This window comes from Paraburkholderia sp. RHO2 (assembly GCF_050955445.1).
Classification (GTDB): Bacteria; Actinomycetota; Actinomycetes; order Mycobacteriales; family Mycobacteriaceae; genus Prescottella; species Prescottella agglutinans_A.
In genome coordinates this window covers 2,571,262-2,586,750 of record NZ_CP162617.1, presented here as the reverse complement: position 1 = coordinate 2,586,750, position 15,489 = coordinate 2,571,262, and the positions used below count along the sequence as shown (strand labels likewise).

Genomic DNA, 15,489 nt, shown 5'->3' with positions numbered 1-15,489 from the left:
GGCACCTTTCGTATGGCACACGCGCGTTTCAAGCCGACCCGCGCCGGGATCGTCAACCTGTGGGACTACCGCGACCAGGAGTTCTCGTTCGCCGACGGGCGCCTCGTGCTGCGCGGGCCCAACGGCTCGGGCAAGACCAAGGCGCTCGAGGTGCTGTTCCCGTTCGTGTTCGACGGCCGCATCGAGCCGCGTCGCCTCAACCCGTTCGCGGGTGAGGAGCGGACGATGAAGTCGAATCTTCTCTACCGCGGCCAGGATTCGGCACATTCGTACGTGTGGATGGAGTTCTGCCGCGGATCGCAGGACGACCCGGAGGCCGTCACCGTCGGCATCGGGATGCGCGCCACCCGCCAGAACGACAAGGTCACCCGGTGGTACTTCGTCGCCGAGGGACGGGTGGGCGTCGACTTCTCACTTCTCGGCAGCGACGACCGGCCGCTCACCAAGAAGCAGCTCGCCGAGCAGCTCGGCAGCGACGCCCTCACCGACCGTCCCGTCGACTACCGCGCCGCGATCGACGCCCGCCTGTTCGGCCTCGGGGCCGAACGCTACGACCAGCTGATCAACCTGATCCTGACGCTGCGCCGCCCGCAGCTCGCAAAGAACCTCGACCCGAAGGGCCTGTCGCAGGCGCTCACGGACGGGCTGCGCCCCCTCGACGAGCAGCTCGTGCTCGAGGCGGCCCGCTCGTTCAGCGACATGGAGGAGGTGGGCCGCGCGCTCGAGGGTCTCGCGGCCGCCGACCAGGCCGCGCAGAGCTTCGTGACCGTGTACTCGAAGTATCTGGCCCAGCAGGCCCGCACCGACGTCGAACAGGTGGCCCGCCGGCTGGAGTCCGTCGACCGGGCGAAGGCGGTGCTCGACCAGGCACTGGCACTGCAGGCGTCGCGGCAGGAGGAGCGCCAGCTCGCGGAGGAGCGGTTCACCGCCGCCGAGCGCGCCCTCGAGCAGGCTCGCGCCGACCTCGACACCCTCCAGCGGTCGGGCGCGTACGAGGGTAAGCAGCAGCTCGACGACCTCGCGGCCGCCGTCGAGCAGCTCAAGGTGTCGACCGCGCAGCAGGCCGACAAGGCACGCAAGGCGCAGGCGACGCTCGAGCAGCGCACCGTCGAGGCCACCCGCGCAGCCGACGCCGTCCGGCGCGCGAGCGGCGCGATGGTGCGCGCCGAGGAGGAACTGGCCGAGGCGGCCGAGCAGGCCGGGATCGAGTGGACCCCGCTGCCGGAGGGCGCGCGGGCCGACCAGATCACCACCACCGTCCGCGGGCACGCCGAGGAACGTGACGGCGACGTCCGTGCCGTGCGAGCGGCCCTGGCCACGGTCGAGAAGGCCACCACCGAACGCGACCGCGCCGACCGCGCCGCGGACAAGGGCCGCGAGTTGCTCGATGCCGCCCAGGCCGCGGTCGCCGAGGCCGAGGCGGCGGTCGAACTGGCCCGCGCGGACTGCGCGGCCGCGCTGCGCGGATGGTGGACCGAGCACTCCACCGACTACGCCTCGATCGGCGTGACCGCCGACCTGTTCGCGGCGTTGGACGCGGCGCTCGCCCAGGCCGGCGATGACGACTCCCCCAGCCTCACCACGGTGCTGCACGAGGAAACGCAGTCGGCGCTCGACAATCAGCGGGCCCATCGCCGCGACGCGGCGGCCGCCCAGACCGCCGCCGCCGAGCGGATCGCCGCGCTGCGCGCCGACCGCACACGCGTCGCCGCCGAACACGACGACGCTCCGGCCGGCTTCCCGTTCCGCACCGGCGACCGCGCCGGGCTTCCCGGCGCTCCGCTGTGGCGCCTGGTGCGGTTCGCCGACGACGTGGAACCCGCCGTCGCGGCCGGCGTCGAGTCCGCCCTGGCCGCGGCCAACCTTCTCGACGGCTGGGTGTTCGGCGGGGACGGTCCGCTCCCGGAGGTCACGTCGGAACAGTTCCTCGTGCCGCTCCCCGAGGAGCGTCGACCGGACGGCCCGACGCTGGCCGAGGTTCTCGAGGTGGAACCCGACGCCGGGGTGCCGGAGACCGTGGTGCAGGCGATCCTCGAATCCGTGGCGCTCGACCGCGCCGGCACCGGCGGGGGCGCAGCCGTCGGCGTCGGCATCGACGGCCACTTCTGGCAGGGGGTCCAGCGCGGCCGCCACGTCAAGGCCGATGCCGAGTACATCGGTACCACCGCCCGCGAGCGCCGCCGCGCCCAACGCCTCGACGAACTCGACAACGAGATCGCGCAGGCGGAGGAAGCGCTCGCCGCCGCCCGCGACGCCGAAGCCGAGACTGCGGCGGTCCTCGCGCGCCTGGCCGGTGCCGCCAAGGCGCTGCCGCGCACGGCGAGCGTGCTCGCCGCGATCAAGAAGCTCACCGAGTCGGCCGGCGCCCTGCGCACCCGGTCCGAGTCCACCGCCGCGGTGGGCGACGAACTCGACCACGCAATCGCAGACCACACCGCCAAGGAGAAGCAGCTGCGCGCGGTCGCGGTGACGCACCGCACGTCGCACCAGGCCCGGGACGTCGACGCCCTTGCGGCCTCGATCCGGCACTTCGAGAACCAGGGCGAGCAGTTGCTCCGCTGCCGCCGGGAACACGAGAAGGAACTCGAACTGCACCGCGAGGCCGACGACCGCCTCGAGGAGGCGCGCGGGAACGCCGAGGAATTCGTCGAGGAGGCCGCCGTCGCCGAGGAGAACTACGCGCAGCAGGTCTCCCGCCTCGAGACGCTCCGCGAGGCGCTCGGAGCCAGCGCAGAACAGATCGACGCCGACCTCGAGCAGGCCCGGGCCCGCATCGAGGTCTGCAAGACCGAACAGCGCGCCGCCCGCAAGACGTACGACGCCGCGGTCGAGCAGATCGGCAAGGCCGAGGGCGCACACGCCGCCGCCATCGAGACCCTGCGCAGCGCGCTGACCGAAACCCGTTCGGACGCAGACCGACTCGCGCCGTACGCGCGGCGCGACCTGCTGGACCTGCTCGGCGCCCCCACCCAGCACGCGTGGCCGCAGAGCTCCGCGGCGTGGCTGAGCCCGGACCAGCTGGTGTACCGGATCGCCACGGAGGGCGAGGTGGACGCCCCGATCCTGCCGCCCGAGGTGGAGGCCCTCTACCGGGCGTTGGACGCGGCGACGGCCTCGGTGAAAACCAGTGAGAATGCGAAGAAGTCGACCCGCTCGGCACTCACCGCCGCGCTCCAGGACTTCGACGCCCAGCTCGCCGCCGCCGGCCAGGACTACCGGCTGCAGTGGGACGCGCCCGACGGGCTCACCGTCGTCCGGGTGCAGGACGACCAGGGGTACTCGTCGATCGGCGAGTTCGCGACCCGGATCAGCGCGGCCCGCCGAGATCAGGAGGTGCTGCTGACCGATTCCGAGCGACGCATCCTCGAGGACGCGCTGCTCACCGGACTGGCACAGCAGATCCACGAACGCACCGCCGACGCCCGTGACCTCATCGCCCAGATGGGTGCCGAGATGCGTGAGCGGCGCATGTCGTCGGGCAGCACGATCGGTGTCCACTGGGTTCTCGCGGACAACCTGGACGACAGCTCACGCGCGGTGTCGAAGCTGCTCGATCGCGCCCCGTCCGCGTTGAGTGCCGACGAATTGGCCACCATCCGAGCGCATTTCGCGGCGCAGGTGCGCATCGCCCGGGCCGCCCACCCGGAGCGGTCGTACCCGGAGATCCTGGCGGCGGCGCTCGACTACCGGCGTTGGCGGGTGTTCTCGTTCACGTTGATCGGCGGCGACGGCAGCGAGGACCGGCTCACCGTGGCCCGGCACAGCGCGCTGTCCGGCGGCGAACAGTCGGTCTCGCTCCACCTGCCGCTGTTCGCCGCGGCGCACGTCATGCTCTCGTCGGCCGACCCGCACTCGCCGCGCCTGCTCGGACTGGACGAGGCATTCGCCGGCGTCGACGACAACGGCCGCAGCGAACTCCTGGGCCTGAGCGTCCAGTTCGACCTCGACTTGTTCATGACCGGCTACGACCTGTGGATCACGTACGCCGGCGTCCCGGGCTGTGCCCACTACGACCTCGCACACTCGACTGCGGAGCAGAGCGTGAGCGCGGCGTTGCTCGTGTGGTCCGGCGGCGAACTGCTCGCGGAGCACGACGGCAGCAATCTGGCCCGCGCACTCGGCTCGCCGATGCGCCGCCGAGTGCCCGCGACCACCGAAGGCGGACTCGAGTTCGCCGAGGTCTAGCCGACGACAGTCACTCGACGAACGGCACCGCCCCAACCGGCGCGCTGCACCCCGCTGACGGCGTGTGTGCAGCGCGCCGAGCGCTGTAACGACCACCACTTCGGCCGATCGGGCCTCTCACACATTCCGGACACAGTGTGACGCTGGTCACACTGCGACCCAATTGTGACCCTCGCCGCCGCTGCTTGCGATCTTCGTGACTTCGCCTGTTATCTGGTTGTGACCTTGTCGTGACCACCGGGTGATGCAGCGGTCAGAACCACTTCCTCGACCCTACCGGTGCTCACGTTCGGAGGCTGCCCCGTCTGCAGCCCGAAGCTGGAGCACGAACCTTGAACGATTCGCGTACTGACACCTTCGACCAGACGTCGATCATCTCCCGATGCCGGTTCATGTCACGAGCCCGCATCGCCGGAGTCGCCACCCTGGCCGCCGCCGGACTGATCGGAAACGCCGTCTTCGGACCGCTCGCGCCCGGCAATGCCGCACCCGCATCGGGCGCCCCGGCGGCCCTCACCGCCCCCGCCGCCCAGGTGGCCCCCGCCCAGTTCCTGGACTCCGCGGGCCTGCTGAAGGCACTCAACCTTCCGGAGTCGACCCCCACGCCAGCGCCGGCCCCCGACCCGCAGGCGAGCATCCTCCCCGCCATCGCACCCCCGCCCCCGCCCCCGCCGCCGCCGAGCCCCGCCTCCGTCACGCTGGACGAACTCGTCCGCATCGTGCCGCAGGTGGCGCCCCAACAGCTGGCCGGATACGTCGCACCCCTCAACGACGCGCTCGCGAAGGCCGGCATCGACACGCCCGTCCGCAAGGCCGCCTTCATCGCGCAGCTCGTCGTCGAGTCGGACTCCTTCCGGACGTTCGAGGAGTACGCGTCCGGCCGCGCCTACGAGGGCCGGTCCGACCTCGGCAACGTCGCCCCCGGCGACGGTGAGCGCTACAAGGGCCGCGGAGCCATCCAGGTCACCGGCCGCCACAACTACGAGAGCGTGAGCAACTACCTCGGCATCGACTTCATCGCGCACCCCGAGCTCATGTCGACGCCGGAGAACGCCTTCGAGACCGCCGCGTGGTACTGGCAGTCACGCAACCTCAACGCCGTGTCGGACACCGGCAGCATCGAGAGCGTGTCGCGCATCGTCAACGGCGGCACCCACGGCCTGCCGCAGCGCATCGACAGCTTCCAGCGAGCCCTCACGGTCCTGCACTGAAGCCCCCCGGACACAGTCTCCCCGGTTGAGTTTTCGGGTCACCGAACTCTATAGTGCGTAGTAACGAATAGCCGACGGTCGGCTGTTCGACATGCGCCCTGTGGAGACCAGTGAGCACAGATATCGACGCACCCGCCCCGCACCGACCGCGGGGCGGTTTGCGTTCCGTAGCCCTGTTGGGCCCGGCGTTCGTCGCCGCCATCGCGTACGTGGACCCGGGAAACGTCGCCGCGAATCTCACCGCCGGCGCCAAGTACGGCTACCTGCTGATCTGGGTGCTGGTCCTCGCGAACGCGATGGCCGTGCTGATCCAGTACCTGTCCGCCAAGCTCGGCCTCGTCACCGGGCGATCGCTGCCCGAGATGCTCGGCACGCGGCTCCGCACGGGCAACCGGCGGGCGTTCTGGGTGCAGGCCGAGGCGATGGCGGCGGCCACCGACCTCGCCGAGGTGATCGGCGGCGCGATCGCCCTGCACCTGCTGTTCGGCCTCCCGCTGTTCGTGGGCGGGCTGATCACCGGCGTCGTGTCGATGCTGATCCTGTCGATCCAGTCCCGCCGCGGACAGCGGACGTTCGAGTTCGTGGTGATGGGCCTGCTCGCGATCATCACGATCGGGTTCCTCACCGGACTCGCGTTCACCGACGTGTCGGGTCGCGACGCGCTCGAGGGTCTGGTCCCCCGCTTCGACGGCGCCGAGACCGTCCTCCTGGCCGCCAGCATGCTCGGCGCCACGGTGATGCCGCATGCGATCTACCTGCACTCCGCGCTCGCCCGCGATCGGCACGGCGCCGCGGGGCACGGTCCCCGCCTGCACCGACTGCTGCGCGTCACCCGATGGGACGTCGCGAGCGCGCTGGTCGTCGCCGGCGGCGTGAACATCGGCATGCTGCTGCTGGCCGCGTCTGCCCTGCGCGGCGTCCCCGACACCGACAGCATCGAGGGCGCGCACGCCGCGATCCAGGCGTCGTTGGGCCCCGGCGTCGCGATCGTCTTCGGTGTCGGCCTCCTCGCATCGGGTCTCGCGTCCACGTCGGTGGGCTGTGCGGCCGGGTCCGAGATCATGCACGGACTGCTGCACATGCGGATCCCGGTCCTGACGCGCCGGGTCGTCACGCTGATCCCGGCGCTGATCGTGCTCGGTATCGGCGTGGACCCCACCTACGCGCTCGTCCTCAGCCAGGTCGTACTGAGCCTGTGCATCCCGTTCGCCCTGATCCCCCTGGTGCGGATGACGTCCGACCGGGAACTCATGGGCCCCGAACGCAACGCACCCGTCACGACCGCCATCGCGTGGTGCTGTGCCGGACTGATCATCGCGCTCAACATCGCGCTCCTCTGGCTGACCATGACGGGGTCGAACTGAGCGGACGAAGTCACAGACCGAGAACCGCTTTGGCAATGAGGAAGTACAGGATCAGTCCGGTGGCGTCCACGAACGTCGTGATGAACGGGTTCGAGAACACCGCCGGATCGGCCCGCACCGCGCGGGCGACCAGCGGCATCATGCCCCCGACGGTCGCGGCCATGGCGCAGACGGCGAGCAGGGTCAGCCCGATGACCAGACCGATGTCGAAGCCGTAGATCGCGCCGGCCAGGACGTACGCGATCGCGCCGAGGAGCGCACCGAGGAACATGCCCACCCGCAACTCCCTCAGCACGACCCGTATGACGTCACGGGAACCGATCTCGCCCAGCGCGAGGGCGCGGGTGACGGTGGTGGCGGCCTGATTTCCCGTGTTGCCCCCCGTGCCGACCAGGAGCGGCACGAACAGCGCGAGCGTCACGACACCGTCGAGCGTGGATTCGAACACCTCGAGGACCTGCACGGTCAGGGTGGCACCGAGCGCGAGCACCAGCAGCCACACCACCCGGGAGCGGACGATCCGGCGTACCGGCGTGGTCAGATACGGCTGCCGGAGCGGTTCGGTGCCGCTGATCCGGGCCTGGTCCTCGGTGTCGGCCTCTTCGAGCACGCGGAGCGCGTCGTCGACGGTGACGATGCCGACGAGCCGGGTCTCCGCGTCGACGACCGGCACCGCGAGATGCTTCACCTGGGCGCAGTAGCGGGCGGCCTCCTCGGCCGCATCGGTGGCGCGCACCCATTCCGCGGGCTGCACGATCTCGGCGATCGTCGACTCCGGCGACGCTCGCAGGAGGTCCCGAAGACTGACGACCCCCACCAGGACACGGTGGCTGTCGGTCACCGGCAGGGTGTACACCGTCTCGGCGTCGTCCAGACCCCGGGTCAGCCGCTCCAGAGTCGCGGCCACGGTCAGATCCGGATGGGTGATGACCAGTTCGGTGCTCATCCGGCGTCCGATCGACCCCACCGGATATCCGAGGATCTCGGCGGTCAGCGCCCGCTCGCGCTCGGGCAACCCGCGCAGCAACTCCGTCGCGACCGCAGCGGGAAGTTCGTCGAGCAGTTCGACGCGATCATCCGGGTCGAGACCCGCGAACAGGGCCGCGACATCGTCCTCCCGCAGACCCTCGACCAGATCGCGCTGCAGCGTCGGCGGCAGCGCCTCGAACACTGTCATCGCCCGGTCCTTCGGCAGGACACGGTAGAGCACGGCACGGTGTGTGCGGTCGAGTCGCTCGAGGATGTCCACCACCTGCACGGCGCTCAGCGGCGCGACGGCCTCGGTGAGCGTCGGCAGATCGGATGCAGCGACCGCCCGCTCGACAACTCGGACGGGAAAATCGGTGTCGGACGCGTCGATTCGGCTCATCGACTGCACCATAGCCCGCCGCGCGACATCCCGCCGGGCGTCAGGGCAACGACCACACCACTGTCGTGACGAGCCAGAACACGACCGCCGCGGCGGCCAGGAAGCCAACCGACACCGCCAGCCCGATCGCGTCGACGCGCCGGCCCGCGCGGCTGTCGGGTTCGAGCCATAACCGCAGCGCACGGGTGACGATCGGCATCACCACCCAGGTGAGCAGGCTCACCGACGCGATGTTGCCGATCAGCAGGCTCGCCCAGAGCGGCGCGCCGGGCCACAGTTCATCGATCACCAGGGTGAGCACGACCACCAGCGGGTAGAGCCCGACGAGCACCGACAGCGCCGTCTTCCACGCCGGCACCGGGGTGCCGGCCGCACCGCGCGTCGGGAACCAGGACCCGTACGGGTTCGGTATCGGGCGCACGCTGAAGTCCTTGAACGCCTTGCCTTCCGCGAGCAGCGCCGCGCGTTCCGGCGAGTCGAGCCAACGGTCCAGATGCGCCTGCGAGTCGAACGTGAACACGATCGTCCACTCGTCCTGGACCCCGGGGATCGGCGCGTGCAGTTCCGAGCCGCGGAACCCGGGGAACTGTGCCTCCGCGTCGTCGATCCGCCGCTGCCACGCGAGGAACTCGGCTTCCCGCCCCGGCACCGGAGGGTGGGAGACGGCGACGGTGACCGCCTCCGCGCCGGCCTCCTGGACCAGGACGTGCTGCGTCGGCGGCGCCTCGAACATCGTGTGCGCCCGCTCCACGAGATCCCGCCGCCGGGTGCTGTGCAACCAGTGTCGGAGGTTCTCGAGCGAGTCGAAGCGGTAGACGACCGACCACGCGTGCGCGCCCGCCGTCGGCGGATTCACGTCCGTTCCCAGGAAACCGGCGAACGACGCCGCCGCCGAGTCCATCTCGTCCTGCCATCGCCGGAAGGCCACGTCCGAGCCCGGCCGCAACAGGTGCGTGACGACCACGGTCGCCGGCGCCCGGCGTCGGGCCGTGGCATCCCGGTCCGTCATGTCAGTACGGGTGTCGGTCCGGCTTCTGGGACCAGGTGGCATACGCCGCGGCGCCGAGGTCGGGGCGCAACTGCTCGGTCTTGATGTACCGGTCCGTCAGTGGCCGCTCGAAATCCGCGTACTGGAAGGCGTCGTCGAAGCCGATCTCGCTGGTGGCTTCGAGGTCGCTCGCGAAGTAGACCGCATCGAGACGGGACCAGTAGATCGCACTCATGCACATCGGGCACGGCGCGCCGCTCGAGTAGATCTCCAGTCCCATCAGCATGCGGGCGCGTTCGGGCAGCGGGTCCGGCGACCCGTCCGGGCGTGGGATCAAGGTGAGCGTCGACTCGTTGCGATGCGCGTCGGAGATGCTGGGCGCCTCGGCATTCAGCACCTGGACCGCCTTGCGGATGGCCTCGATCTCGCCGTGCGCGGTGATGTCGCCGGTGAGGAGTACGCGATTCTGGCCCCTCGCGACGATCTCGCCGTCGCGGGCGATGACCGCCCCGAACGGCCCACCCCAGTTGTTGGTCACCGACTCGATCGCGAGTCGGCAGGCCTCGTTCATGAGTTCGTCGGGCGTCATGTCCGATTCGCCTCCGGAGCGTCGCGGTACACCTGGCCACAATCTACCCACGCGGTGAGGCTCCCCACACGCAGTTGCGCCGACTCGGCTCACTGACCTGGCGTTTTCCCCGGTCTCGGAGCCGGATCGATTCCGCACACGCCCTGACAGCGCGCCCACCGCCGTGTCTACTGGGAGGACGCCGATCGGAATGAGGTGACGCAGATGCCGGTGTGGCGGTTGCGCGACTTCCAGAACGACGACCTGGATCAGGCCATTCGGATCTGGGACCAGAGCCGGGCGCCCGGGTCACCCGAACCCGTCTTCACGCTCGCCGAAGTGATGGCGGCCGCGCGGGCGGGCCAACCCGCCGTCGTCGCGGTCGTCGGTGACGAACTCGTGGGGATGGCGGTGGCCCAGGTCCACGGCGAGCGCGCATGGATCCTGCTCGTCGCACTCGGATCCCGGTGGCGCAACCGCGGGATCGGCAGCGACCTGCTCGCTCACCTCGAGCGCCGGCTGCGCGCCGCGGGCGCACACCGGATCTCGGCGATGCTGCCCGAGGCCGCCACCGGTTCGGCCGCGTTCGAACACTCCGGCTATCTGCGCCGCGACGGACTCGTCTACTACGAGCTGCTCGAGCCTCTGGGCCCGGACAAGACCCTCCTCGGCGAGCTCGGTGGGCGCGTCATGCCGAGCGGTCTGTGGCAGCAGATGTCCGGGATGGAGGACGTCAAGGACGTGATCGAACAGCGCATCGTCGCGCCGCTCGAACACCCCGATGTCGCCGACCGCTACGGGGTCAAGCCCCCGAAGGCCGTCATCCTGTTCGGGCCGCCGGGCACCGGCAAGACCAGCTTCGCGAAGGCCATCGCGTCGCGGCTCGACTGGCCGTTCGTGGAACTGTTCCCCTCACGCCTGGCGGCCGCGGCCACGGGCGGGCTCGCCGCCTCCCTCCGGGAGGTGTTCGCCGATCTCGCCGAACTCGACGAGGTGGTGCTGTTCATCGACGAGGTCGAGGAGATCGCCAGTGCCCGAACGGGACTCCCGACCAACCCCGCGCACGGGGTCACCAACGAACTGCTCAAGCTGATCCCCGCATTCCGCGAATCCGAACGACGCCTGATGGTGTGCGCGACCAACTCGGTGCACTCGCTCGACTCGGCGTTCCTGCGTCCCGGACGCTTCGACTACGTGATCCCCGTCGGGCCGCCCGACGCTCCCGCGCGCCGCGCGGTGTGGCGGCGGTACCTGGGCGAATCGGCCGAGCACGTCGACGTCGACCGACTCGTCGCCGCCAGCGAACTGTTCACACCCGCAGACATCGAATTCGCGTTCCGCAAGGGATCCCAGGCCGCTTTCGAACGGGAGGTGTCGGAGCGGACGGGCCGGCCGGCGACCACGGAGGACTACTTGACCGCGATCGCCGACACCCGGCCCACGCTCACCTCCGAGATCCTCGCCGAGTTCGAGCTGGACCGGAAGCAGTTCACCAGGCTGTGAGCGGGTCCCGTCAGCGCAGTTCGACGCCGAGCAGCGCGTCCACGGCGGTCGCGAGCGCAACCGGCGCCGACGCATCCGGTCCGCGGTGGTCGACGGCCCGTCGCGCCCAGCCGTCGATCGCATCGAGCGCCTTGGGGGTGTCCAGGTCGTCGGCCAGATGCTGACGCAGCCGGGCGATGGTGTCGTCCGCGGACGGCGCCGACTCGAGCGCGGCCGCCTTGCGCCACAGGGCCAGTCGCTCCTGAGCGTCGGCGAGCACCTCGTCGGTCCACGCGCGGTCGGTGCGGTAGTGGCCGGAGAGCAGCCCGAGCCGGATCGCGGCCGGGTCCACGCCCTCGCCCCGCAACTTCGAGACGAACACGAGGTTGCCCCGGCTCTTCGACATCTTCTCGCCGTCCAGCCCGATCATGCCGGTGTGGACGTAGTGACGCGCGAAACGCTCCGTGCCGCTGGCAGATTCGGCGTGCGCAGCCGAGAACTCGTGGTGCGGGAAGATCAGGTCGCTACCGCCGCCCTGGATGTCGAAGCCCGATCCGATGCGGTTGAGCGCGATCGCGGTGCACTCGATGTGCCAGCCGGGCCGGCCGGGGCCGAACGGCGACGGCCACGACGGCTCGCCCGGCCGCTGCGCGCGCCACACGAGCGCGTCGAGCGGATCCTTCTTGCCCGGACGGTCCGGATCGCCGCCACGCTCGGCGAAGAAGTGGTCCATGGTGGCGCGGTCGTAGCCGGACTCGTACCCGAACTGGCGGGTCGCGTCGGCACGGAAGTAGACGTCGGGGTACTCCGGGTCGTCGACGATGTAGGCCGCCCCGGAGGCGACGAACTTCTCGACCAGTTCGACGACCTCGTTCACCGACTCGACCGCACCGATGTAATCCCGCGGCGGCAGGACCCGCAGCGCCTCCATGTCCTCGCGGAACAGTGCCGTCTCACGCATGCCGAGGACCACCCAGTCCTCACCGTCACGCTCGGCCCGCTCGAACAGCGGATCGTCGACGTCGGTCACGTTCTGGACGTAGTGCACGTCGTGGCCGGCGTCCCGCCAGATCCGGTTCACCAGGTCGAACGTCAGATAGGTCGCGGCGTGGCCGAGGTGCGTCGCGTCGTACGGCGTGATGCCGCACACGTACATCTTCGCCGTCCGGCCGGGGGTCACCGGCCGGACCTGCCGGTCCGCGGTGTCGTAGAGCCGGAGGGCAGGGCCCTGACCAGGCACGGACGGGACAGCGGTTTCGGACCAAGACTGCATGGCAACGAGCCTAGTGGAGAGCCGATTCCGCCCTCGCGGGCGGCGTCGCACGGCGCGATCGGGCGCGGCCCCGCGACCGCGCCCGTCGAGTCCCGTTGAGCGGGAAACCACACCATGGCGGTGTCGCGGGTCACTAGCTTTCCGGTCGTGACGATCCGAGACCACGCATTCCCGAACCTCCTGGCCCCCGGCAAGATCGGGCCCATCACGCTCGACAACCGGGTCGTGCTCCCCGCGATGGACATGAACCTCTGCGAGGACGGCGAGATCCACCAGGGCGACATCGACCACTTCGCGGCCCGCGCCGCCGGTGGCACCGGGATGATCATCACCGGTTGCTGCGCCGTCGCGTACCCGGCGGGCTGCACCAGCCGCAAGGAGCCGGGGCTGTCCGAGGACCGGTTCATTCCCGGCCTGAAGGCGCTCGCCGACGCGATCCACGAGGCGGGCAGCAAGCTGTGCGTGCAGATGACGCACCACGGGAAGGTCGCCCGGATCGACACCCTCGACGGCCGCCCGCAGCTGGTGCCGTCGATTCCGAAGCCGCCCGGTGACATGAGCGCGCTGCTCGACTGCACGCCCGAGGAACTCGGGAAGATGGCGGCCATCCAGGAGGGCAAGAAGGCCACCTACCACGAGGCCACCCACGAGGACCTCGCCTGGCTCGTCCGAATGTTCGCCGAGGCGGCGGGTCGCGTGAAGGCTGCCGGCGGCGACGCGGTCGAGATCCACTGCGCCCACAACTACGTCCTCGGCGGCTTCCTGAGCCGCTACTCGAACCAGCGCACCGACGAGTACGGCGGATCGCTGGAGAACCGGGCCCGGCTGACGTGCGAGGTGATCCGCGCGGTCAAGGCCGAGGTCGGCGACAGCCTGGCCGTCATCGTGCGTCTGGCCGGGCAGGAGTACGGCGAATCCGACGGCCTGACCCCCGCCGAGGCGGCCGGTGCGGCCGCGATGTTCGAGACGGCCGGCGCGGACGCCATCCACGTGACGGGCACCGCCCTGAACGCCTTTGCGAACTTCACCGACGGCCCGCTGCCCGACAAGGTCGGCTTCTACACCGACAACGCCACCGTCATCAAGCGCGCGGTGTCGATTCCGATCATCACCGTCGGTCGCATGCTGCCCGAGGTCGGCGAGCAGATGATCGCCGAGGGCCGCACCGACTTCGCCGCGATGGGCCGCCAGCTGCTGGCCGACCCGGAGCTGGTGAACAAACTGAAGACCGGGCGGCCGCAGCAGGTCCGTCCCTGCATCAACTGCTACGTCTGCGTCCAGGAGAACTTCTGGGACGACACACCGCTGTGCGCGGTCAACCCGGCGCTGGGTAACGAGACGCTGCTCCCCTTCCCCCGCACCACCGACCGCAAGCACGTCGTCGTGGTCGGTGCCGGTCCGGGCGGACTCGAGACGGCGCGGGTCGCGACCGAGCGCGGCCACCGCGTCACCATCCTGGACAAGACCGACCGCCTCGGCGGAACGCTCTGGTTCTCGACGCTGACCACACCTGACAACGAGCGACTGCTCGACTGGCTCACCCACGAGGTGGAGCGCGCCGGCGTCGACGTCCGACTGAAGACCGAGGCCACGGCCGCGACGGTCAAGGCCCTCGCACCCGACGTCGTCGTGGTCGCCACCGGCGCGGTGCGGGCGCGCCCGAACGTGCCGGGCGGCAACCTGCCGCACGTGCACACCGGCGACACCCTCCGTGCGCTGATGACCGGTGCCGGCGACGTCTCGGACCAGTCGCTGTTCCTGCGCATCATGGGCAAGCTCGGTGGGCTCGTCGGAATCACCAAGAGCCCCGCCAAGATTCGCGATTTGAGCCGCAAGTACCTCCAGTTCCTGCCGATGAGCAGGAACGTCGTCGTCATCGGCGGATCGCTCGTCGGCCTCGAACTCGCGGAGTTCCTGGCGGAGCGCGGGAGCCGGGTGACCCTGCTCGAGGAGGGCCGACAGCTCGGCGTGCCGATGGCGATGCCGCGCCGCTGGACCGCGGTCAGGCACGCCGGCGAGTTGGGCGTGAACATCCACCGCAACGCGACCGTGCAGCGCATCACCACGAAGACCGTCGAGTTCACCGCCGAGGGCAAGACGCTGTCCGCGCCCGCGAGCATGGTGGTGGTGGCATCGGGCGTCTCGGCGGCCGCGCCGCTGGCCGACGAATTGGCCCGCGCCGGTGTCGACGTGCGCATCGTGGGTGACGCCAGCGAGGTCGACTACATCGAGGGCGCGATGCACTCGGCGTGGAAGGTCGCCACCGCGCTGTGACGTCGGCCGCCGCAGGGCGGATCCCACGCTGTGAGCGCGGCGCGGACTCGGTTGATCCGAGCCCGCGCCGTGCTCGTCCGCGCGCCCAGATTTTCGTTGGAACATGCTTGTGATGAATACCACCTCGTTCTAGACTTGGTGCGTGACCAGGACAAATCCTCGTCGTTACGACTCCCCGCTGCGCCAGGAGATGGCCGGGAGAACGCGCGCCGCCGTCATCGCGGCGGCGACACGTCTGTTCGTCGAGCGCGGATGGTCGGGCACGTCGATGCGGGACGTGGCCGCCGAGGCCGGGTGCGCAATCGAGACGGTGTACAGCAGTGTCGGCAACAAGCGCGCACTGCTGAAGGTCGCGCTCGACGTCGCCGTGGTCGGCGACGACGATCCCGTGCCGCTGCTCGATCGACCTCGGTTCCGGGCGATCTCCGAGGGTGATCTCGGCGAGCGGTCCGCGGCGACCGGCCGATTCGCCGTCTGGATCTTCCGACGGACCGCGCACCTGGCTCGAGTGCTGGCGCACGGGGCGTCCAACGACGCCGAACTCGCCGAACTCCTCGCGAAGATCCGTGCCGACCATCGTGTTTCGGTGGAGGCCCTGGCCACCGCGTTGGCCCGTCGACCCGTGACGCGAACCGAGGTCGACGGATTGACCGCCGTGCTGAGCGACGAGGTCTATCTACGGCTCACGGAGGGGTGCGGCTGGACCGACCGCCAATACGAAACCTGGGTAGCCGGAACCGTCGTGCGGCTGCTCGACCTCGAGGAGGCGTAAACC

Annotated in this window: 10 protein-coding genes; 6 read left to right on the top strand and 4 right to left on the bottom strand. The window is 70.4% G+C overall.

The window, feature by feature from the left end:
* Positions 1 to 12: 12 nt before the first annotated feature.
* The 3 genes from ABTV10_RS11985 to ABTV10_RS11975 all read left to right on the top strand — a co-directional run bounded on the left by ABTV10_RS11985 (position 13) and on the right by ABTV10_RS11975 (position 6,760).
* A complete protein-coding gene (locus tag ABTV10_RS11985; protein ID WP_499034971.1) occupies positions 13 to 4,185 on the top strand; it encodes a TIGR02680 family protein in 4,173 nt (1,390 codons plus the stop codon).
* A 332-nt stretch (positions 4,186 to 4,517) separates the two neighbouring features.
* The gene (locus ABTV10_RS11980; protein WP_499034970.1) at positions 4,518 to 5,396 is read left to right on the top strand and encodes a glycoside hydrolase family 19 protein; all 879 of its coding nucleotides are present in this window, start codon (positions 4,518 to 4,520) and stop codon (positions 5,394 to 5,396) included.
* A gap of 110 nt (positions 5,397 to 5,506) precedes the next feature.
* Positions 5,507 to 6,760, top strand: coding sequence for an Nramp family divalent metal transporter (locus tag ABTV10_RS11975; protein WP_499034969.1), 1,254 nt, complete (start codon positions 5,507 to 5,509; stop codon positions 6,758 to 6,760).
* Between the two features lie 10 nt (positions 6,761 to 6,770).
* Here the strand turns inward: ABTV10_RS11975 and mgtE are convergent, their stop codons facing one another.
* The 3 genes from mgtE to ABTV10_RS11960 are packed head-to-tail and all read right to left on the bottom strand — an operon-like array spanning position 6,771 to position 9,706.
* On the bottom strand, positions 6,771 to 8,129 hold the full coding sequence (mgtE, locus tag ABTV10_RS11970) for a magnesium transporter (RefSeq protein ID WP_499034967.1): 1,359 nt from the start codon (positions 8,127 to 8,129) through the stop codon (positions 6,771 to 6,773).
* 40 nt (positions 8,130 to 8,169) lie between these two features.
* Complete coding sequence (locus ABTV10_RS11965) at positions 8,170 to 9,138, bottom strand: antibiotic biosynthesis monooxygenase (protein ID WP_499034966.1); 969 nt, start codon at positions 9,136 to 9,138, stop codon at positions 8,170 to 8,172.
* 1 nt (position 9,139) lies between these two features.
* On the bottom strand, positions 9,140 to 9,706 hold the full coding sequence (locus ABTV10_RS11960) for a nucleoside deaminase (protein WP_499034965.1): 567 nt from the start codon (positions 9,704 to 9,706) through the stop codon (positions 9,140 to 9,142).
* A 204-nt stretch (positions 9,707 to 9,910) separates the two neighbouring features.
* On the opposite strand from ABTV10_RS11960, the gene ABTV10_RS11955 reads away from it, so the two are divergent.
* Entirely contained in the window at positions 9,911 to 11,188 is a 1,278-nt protein-coding gene (locus ABTV10_RS11955) for an ATP-binding protein (RefSeq protein ID WP_499034963.1), read from the top strand.
* A 10-nt stretch (positions 11,189 to 11,198) separates the two neighbouring features.
* On the opposite strand, the gene mshC is transcribed toward ABTV10_RS11955, so the two are convergent.
* On the bottom strand, positions 11,199 to 12,440 hold the full coding sequence (mshC, locus tag ABTV10_RS11950; RefSeq protein ID WP_499034962.1) for a cysteine--1-D-myo-inosityl 2-amino-2-deoxy-alpha-D-glucopyranoside ligase: 1,242 nt from the start codon (positions 12,438 to 12,440) through the stop codon (positions 11,199 to 11,201).
* A gap of 147 nt (positions 12,441 to 12,587) precedes the next feature.
* Between mshC and ABTV10_RS11945 the strand changes: the two genes are divergently transcribed.
* Both ABTV10_RS11945 and ABTV10_RS11940 read left to right on the top strand, forming a co-directional pair.
* The gene (locus ABTV10_RS11945; protein ID WP_499034961.1) at positions 12,588 to 14,714 is read left to right on the top strand and encodes an oxidoreductase; all 2,127 of its coding nucleotides are present in this window, start codon (positions 12,588 to 12,590) and stop codon (positions 14,712 to 14,714) included.
* 142 nt (positions 14,715 to 14,856) lie between these two features.
* Complete coding sequence (locus ABTV10_RS11940; protein ID WP_499034960.1) at positions 14,857 to 15,486, top strand: TetR/AcrR family transcriptional regulator; 630 nt, start codon at positions 14,857 to 14,859, stop codon at positions 15,484 to 15,486.
* Positions 15,487 to 15,489: the final 3 nt, after the last annotated feature.

Coding starts and splice junctions, on each gene's coding strand:
- ABTV10_RS11985 (WP_499034971.1), top strand. CDS start 13: ATGGCACACGCGCGTTTCAAGCCGACCCGCGCCGGGATCGTCAACCTG.
- mgtE (WP_499034967.1), bottom strand. CDS start 8,129: ATGAGCCGAATCGACGCGTCCGACACCGATTTTCCCGTCCGAGTTGTC.
- ABTV10_RS11965 (WP_499034966.1), bottom strand. CDS start 9,138: ATGACGGACCGGGATGCCACGGCCCGACGCCGGGCGCCGGCGACCGTG.
- ABTV10_RS11960 (WP_499034965.1), bottom strand. CDS start 9,706: ATGACGCCCGACGAACTCATGAACGAGGCCTGCCGACTCGCGATCGAG.
- ABTV10_RS11955 (WP_499034963.1), top strand. CDS start 9,911: ATGCCGGTGTGGCGGTTGCGCGACTTCCAGAACGACGACCTGGATCAG.
- mshC (WP_499034962.1), bottom strand. CDS start 12,440: ATGCAGTCTTGGTCCGAAACCGCTGTCCCGTCCGTGCCTGGTCAGGGC.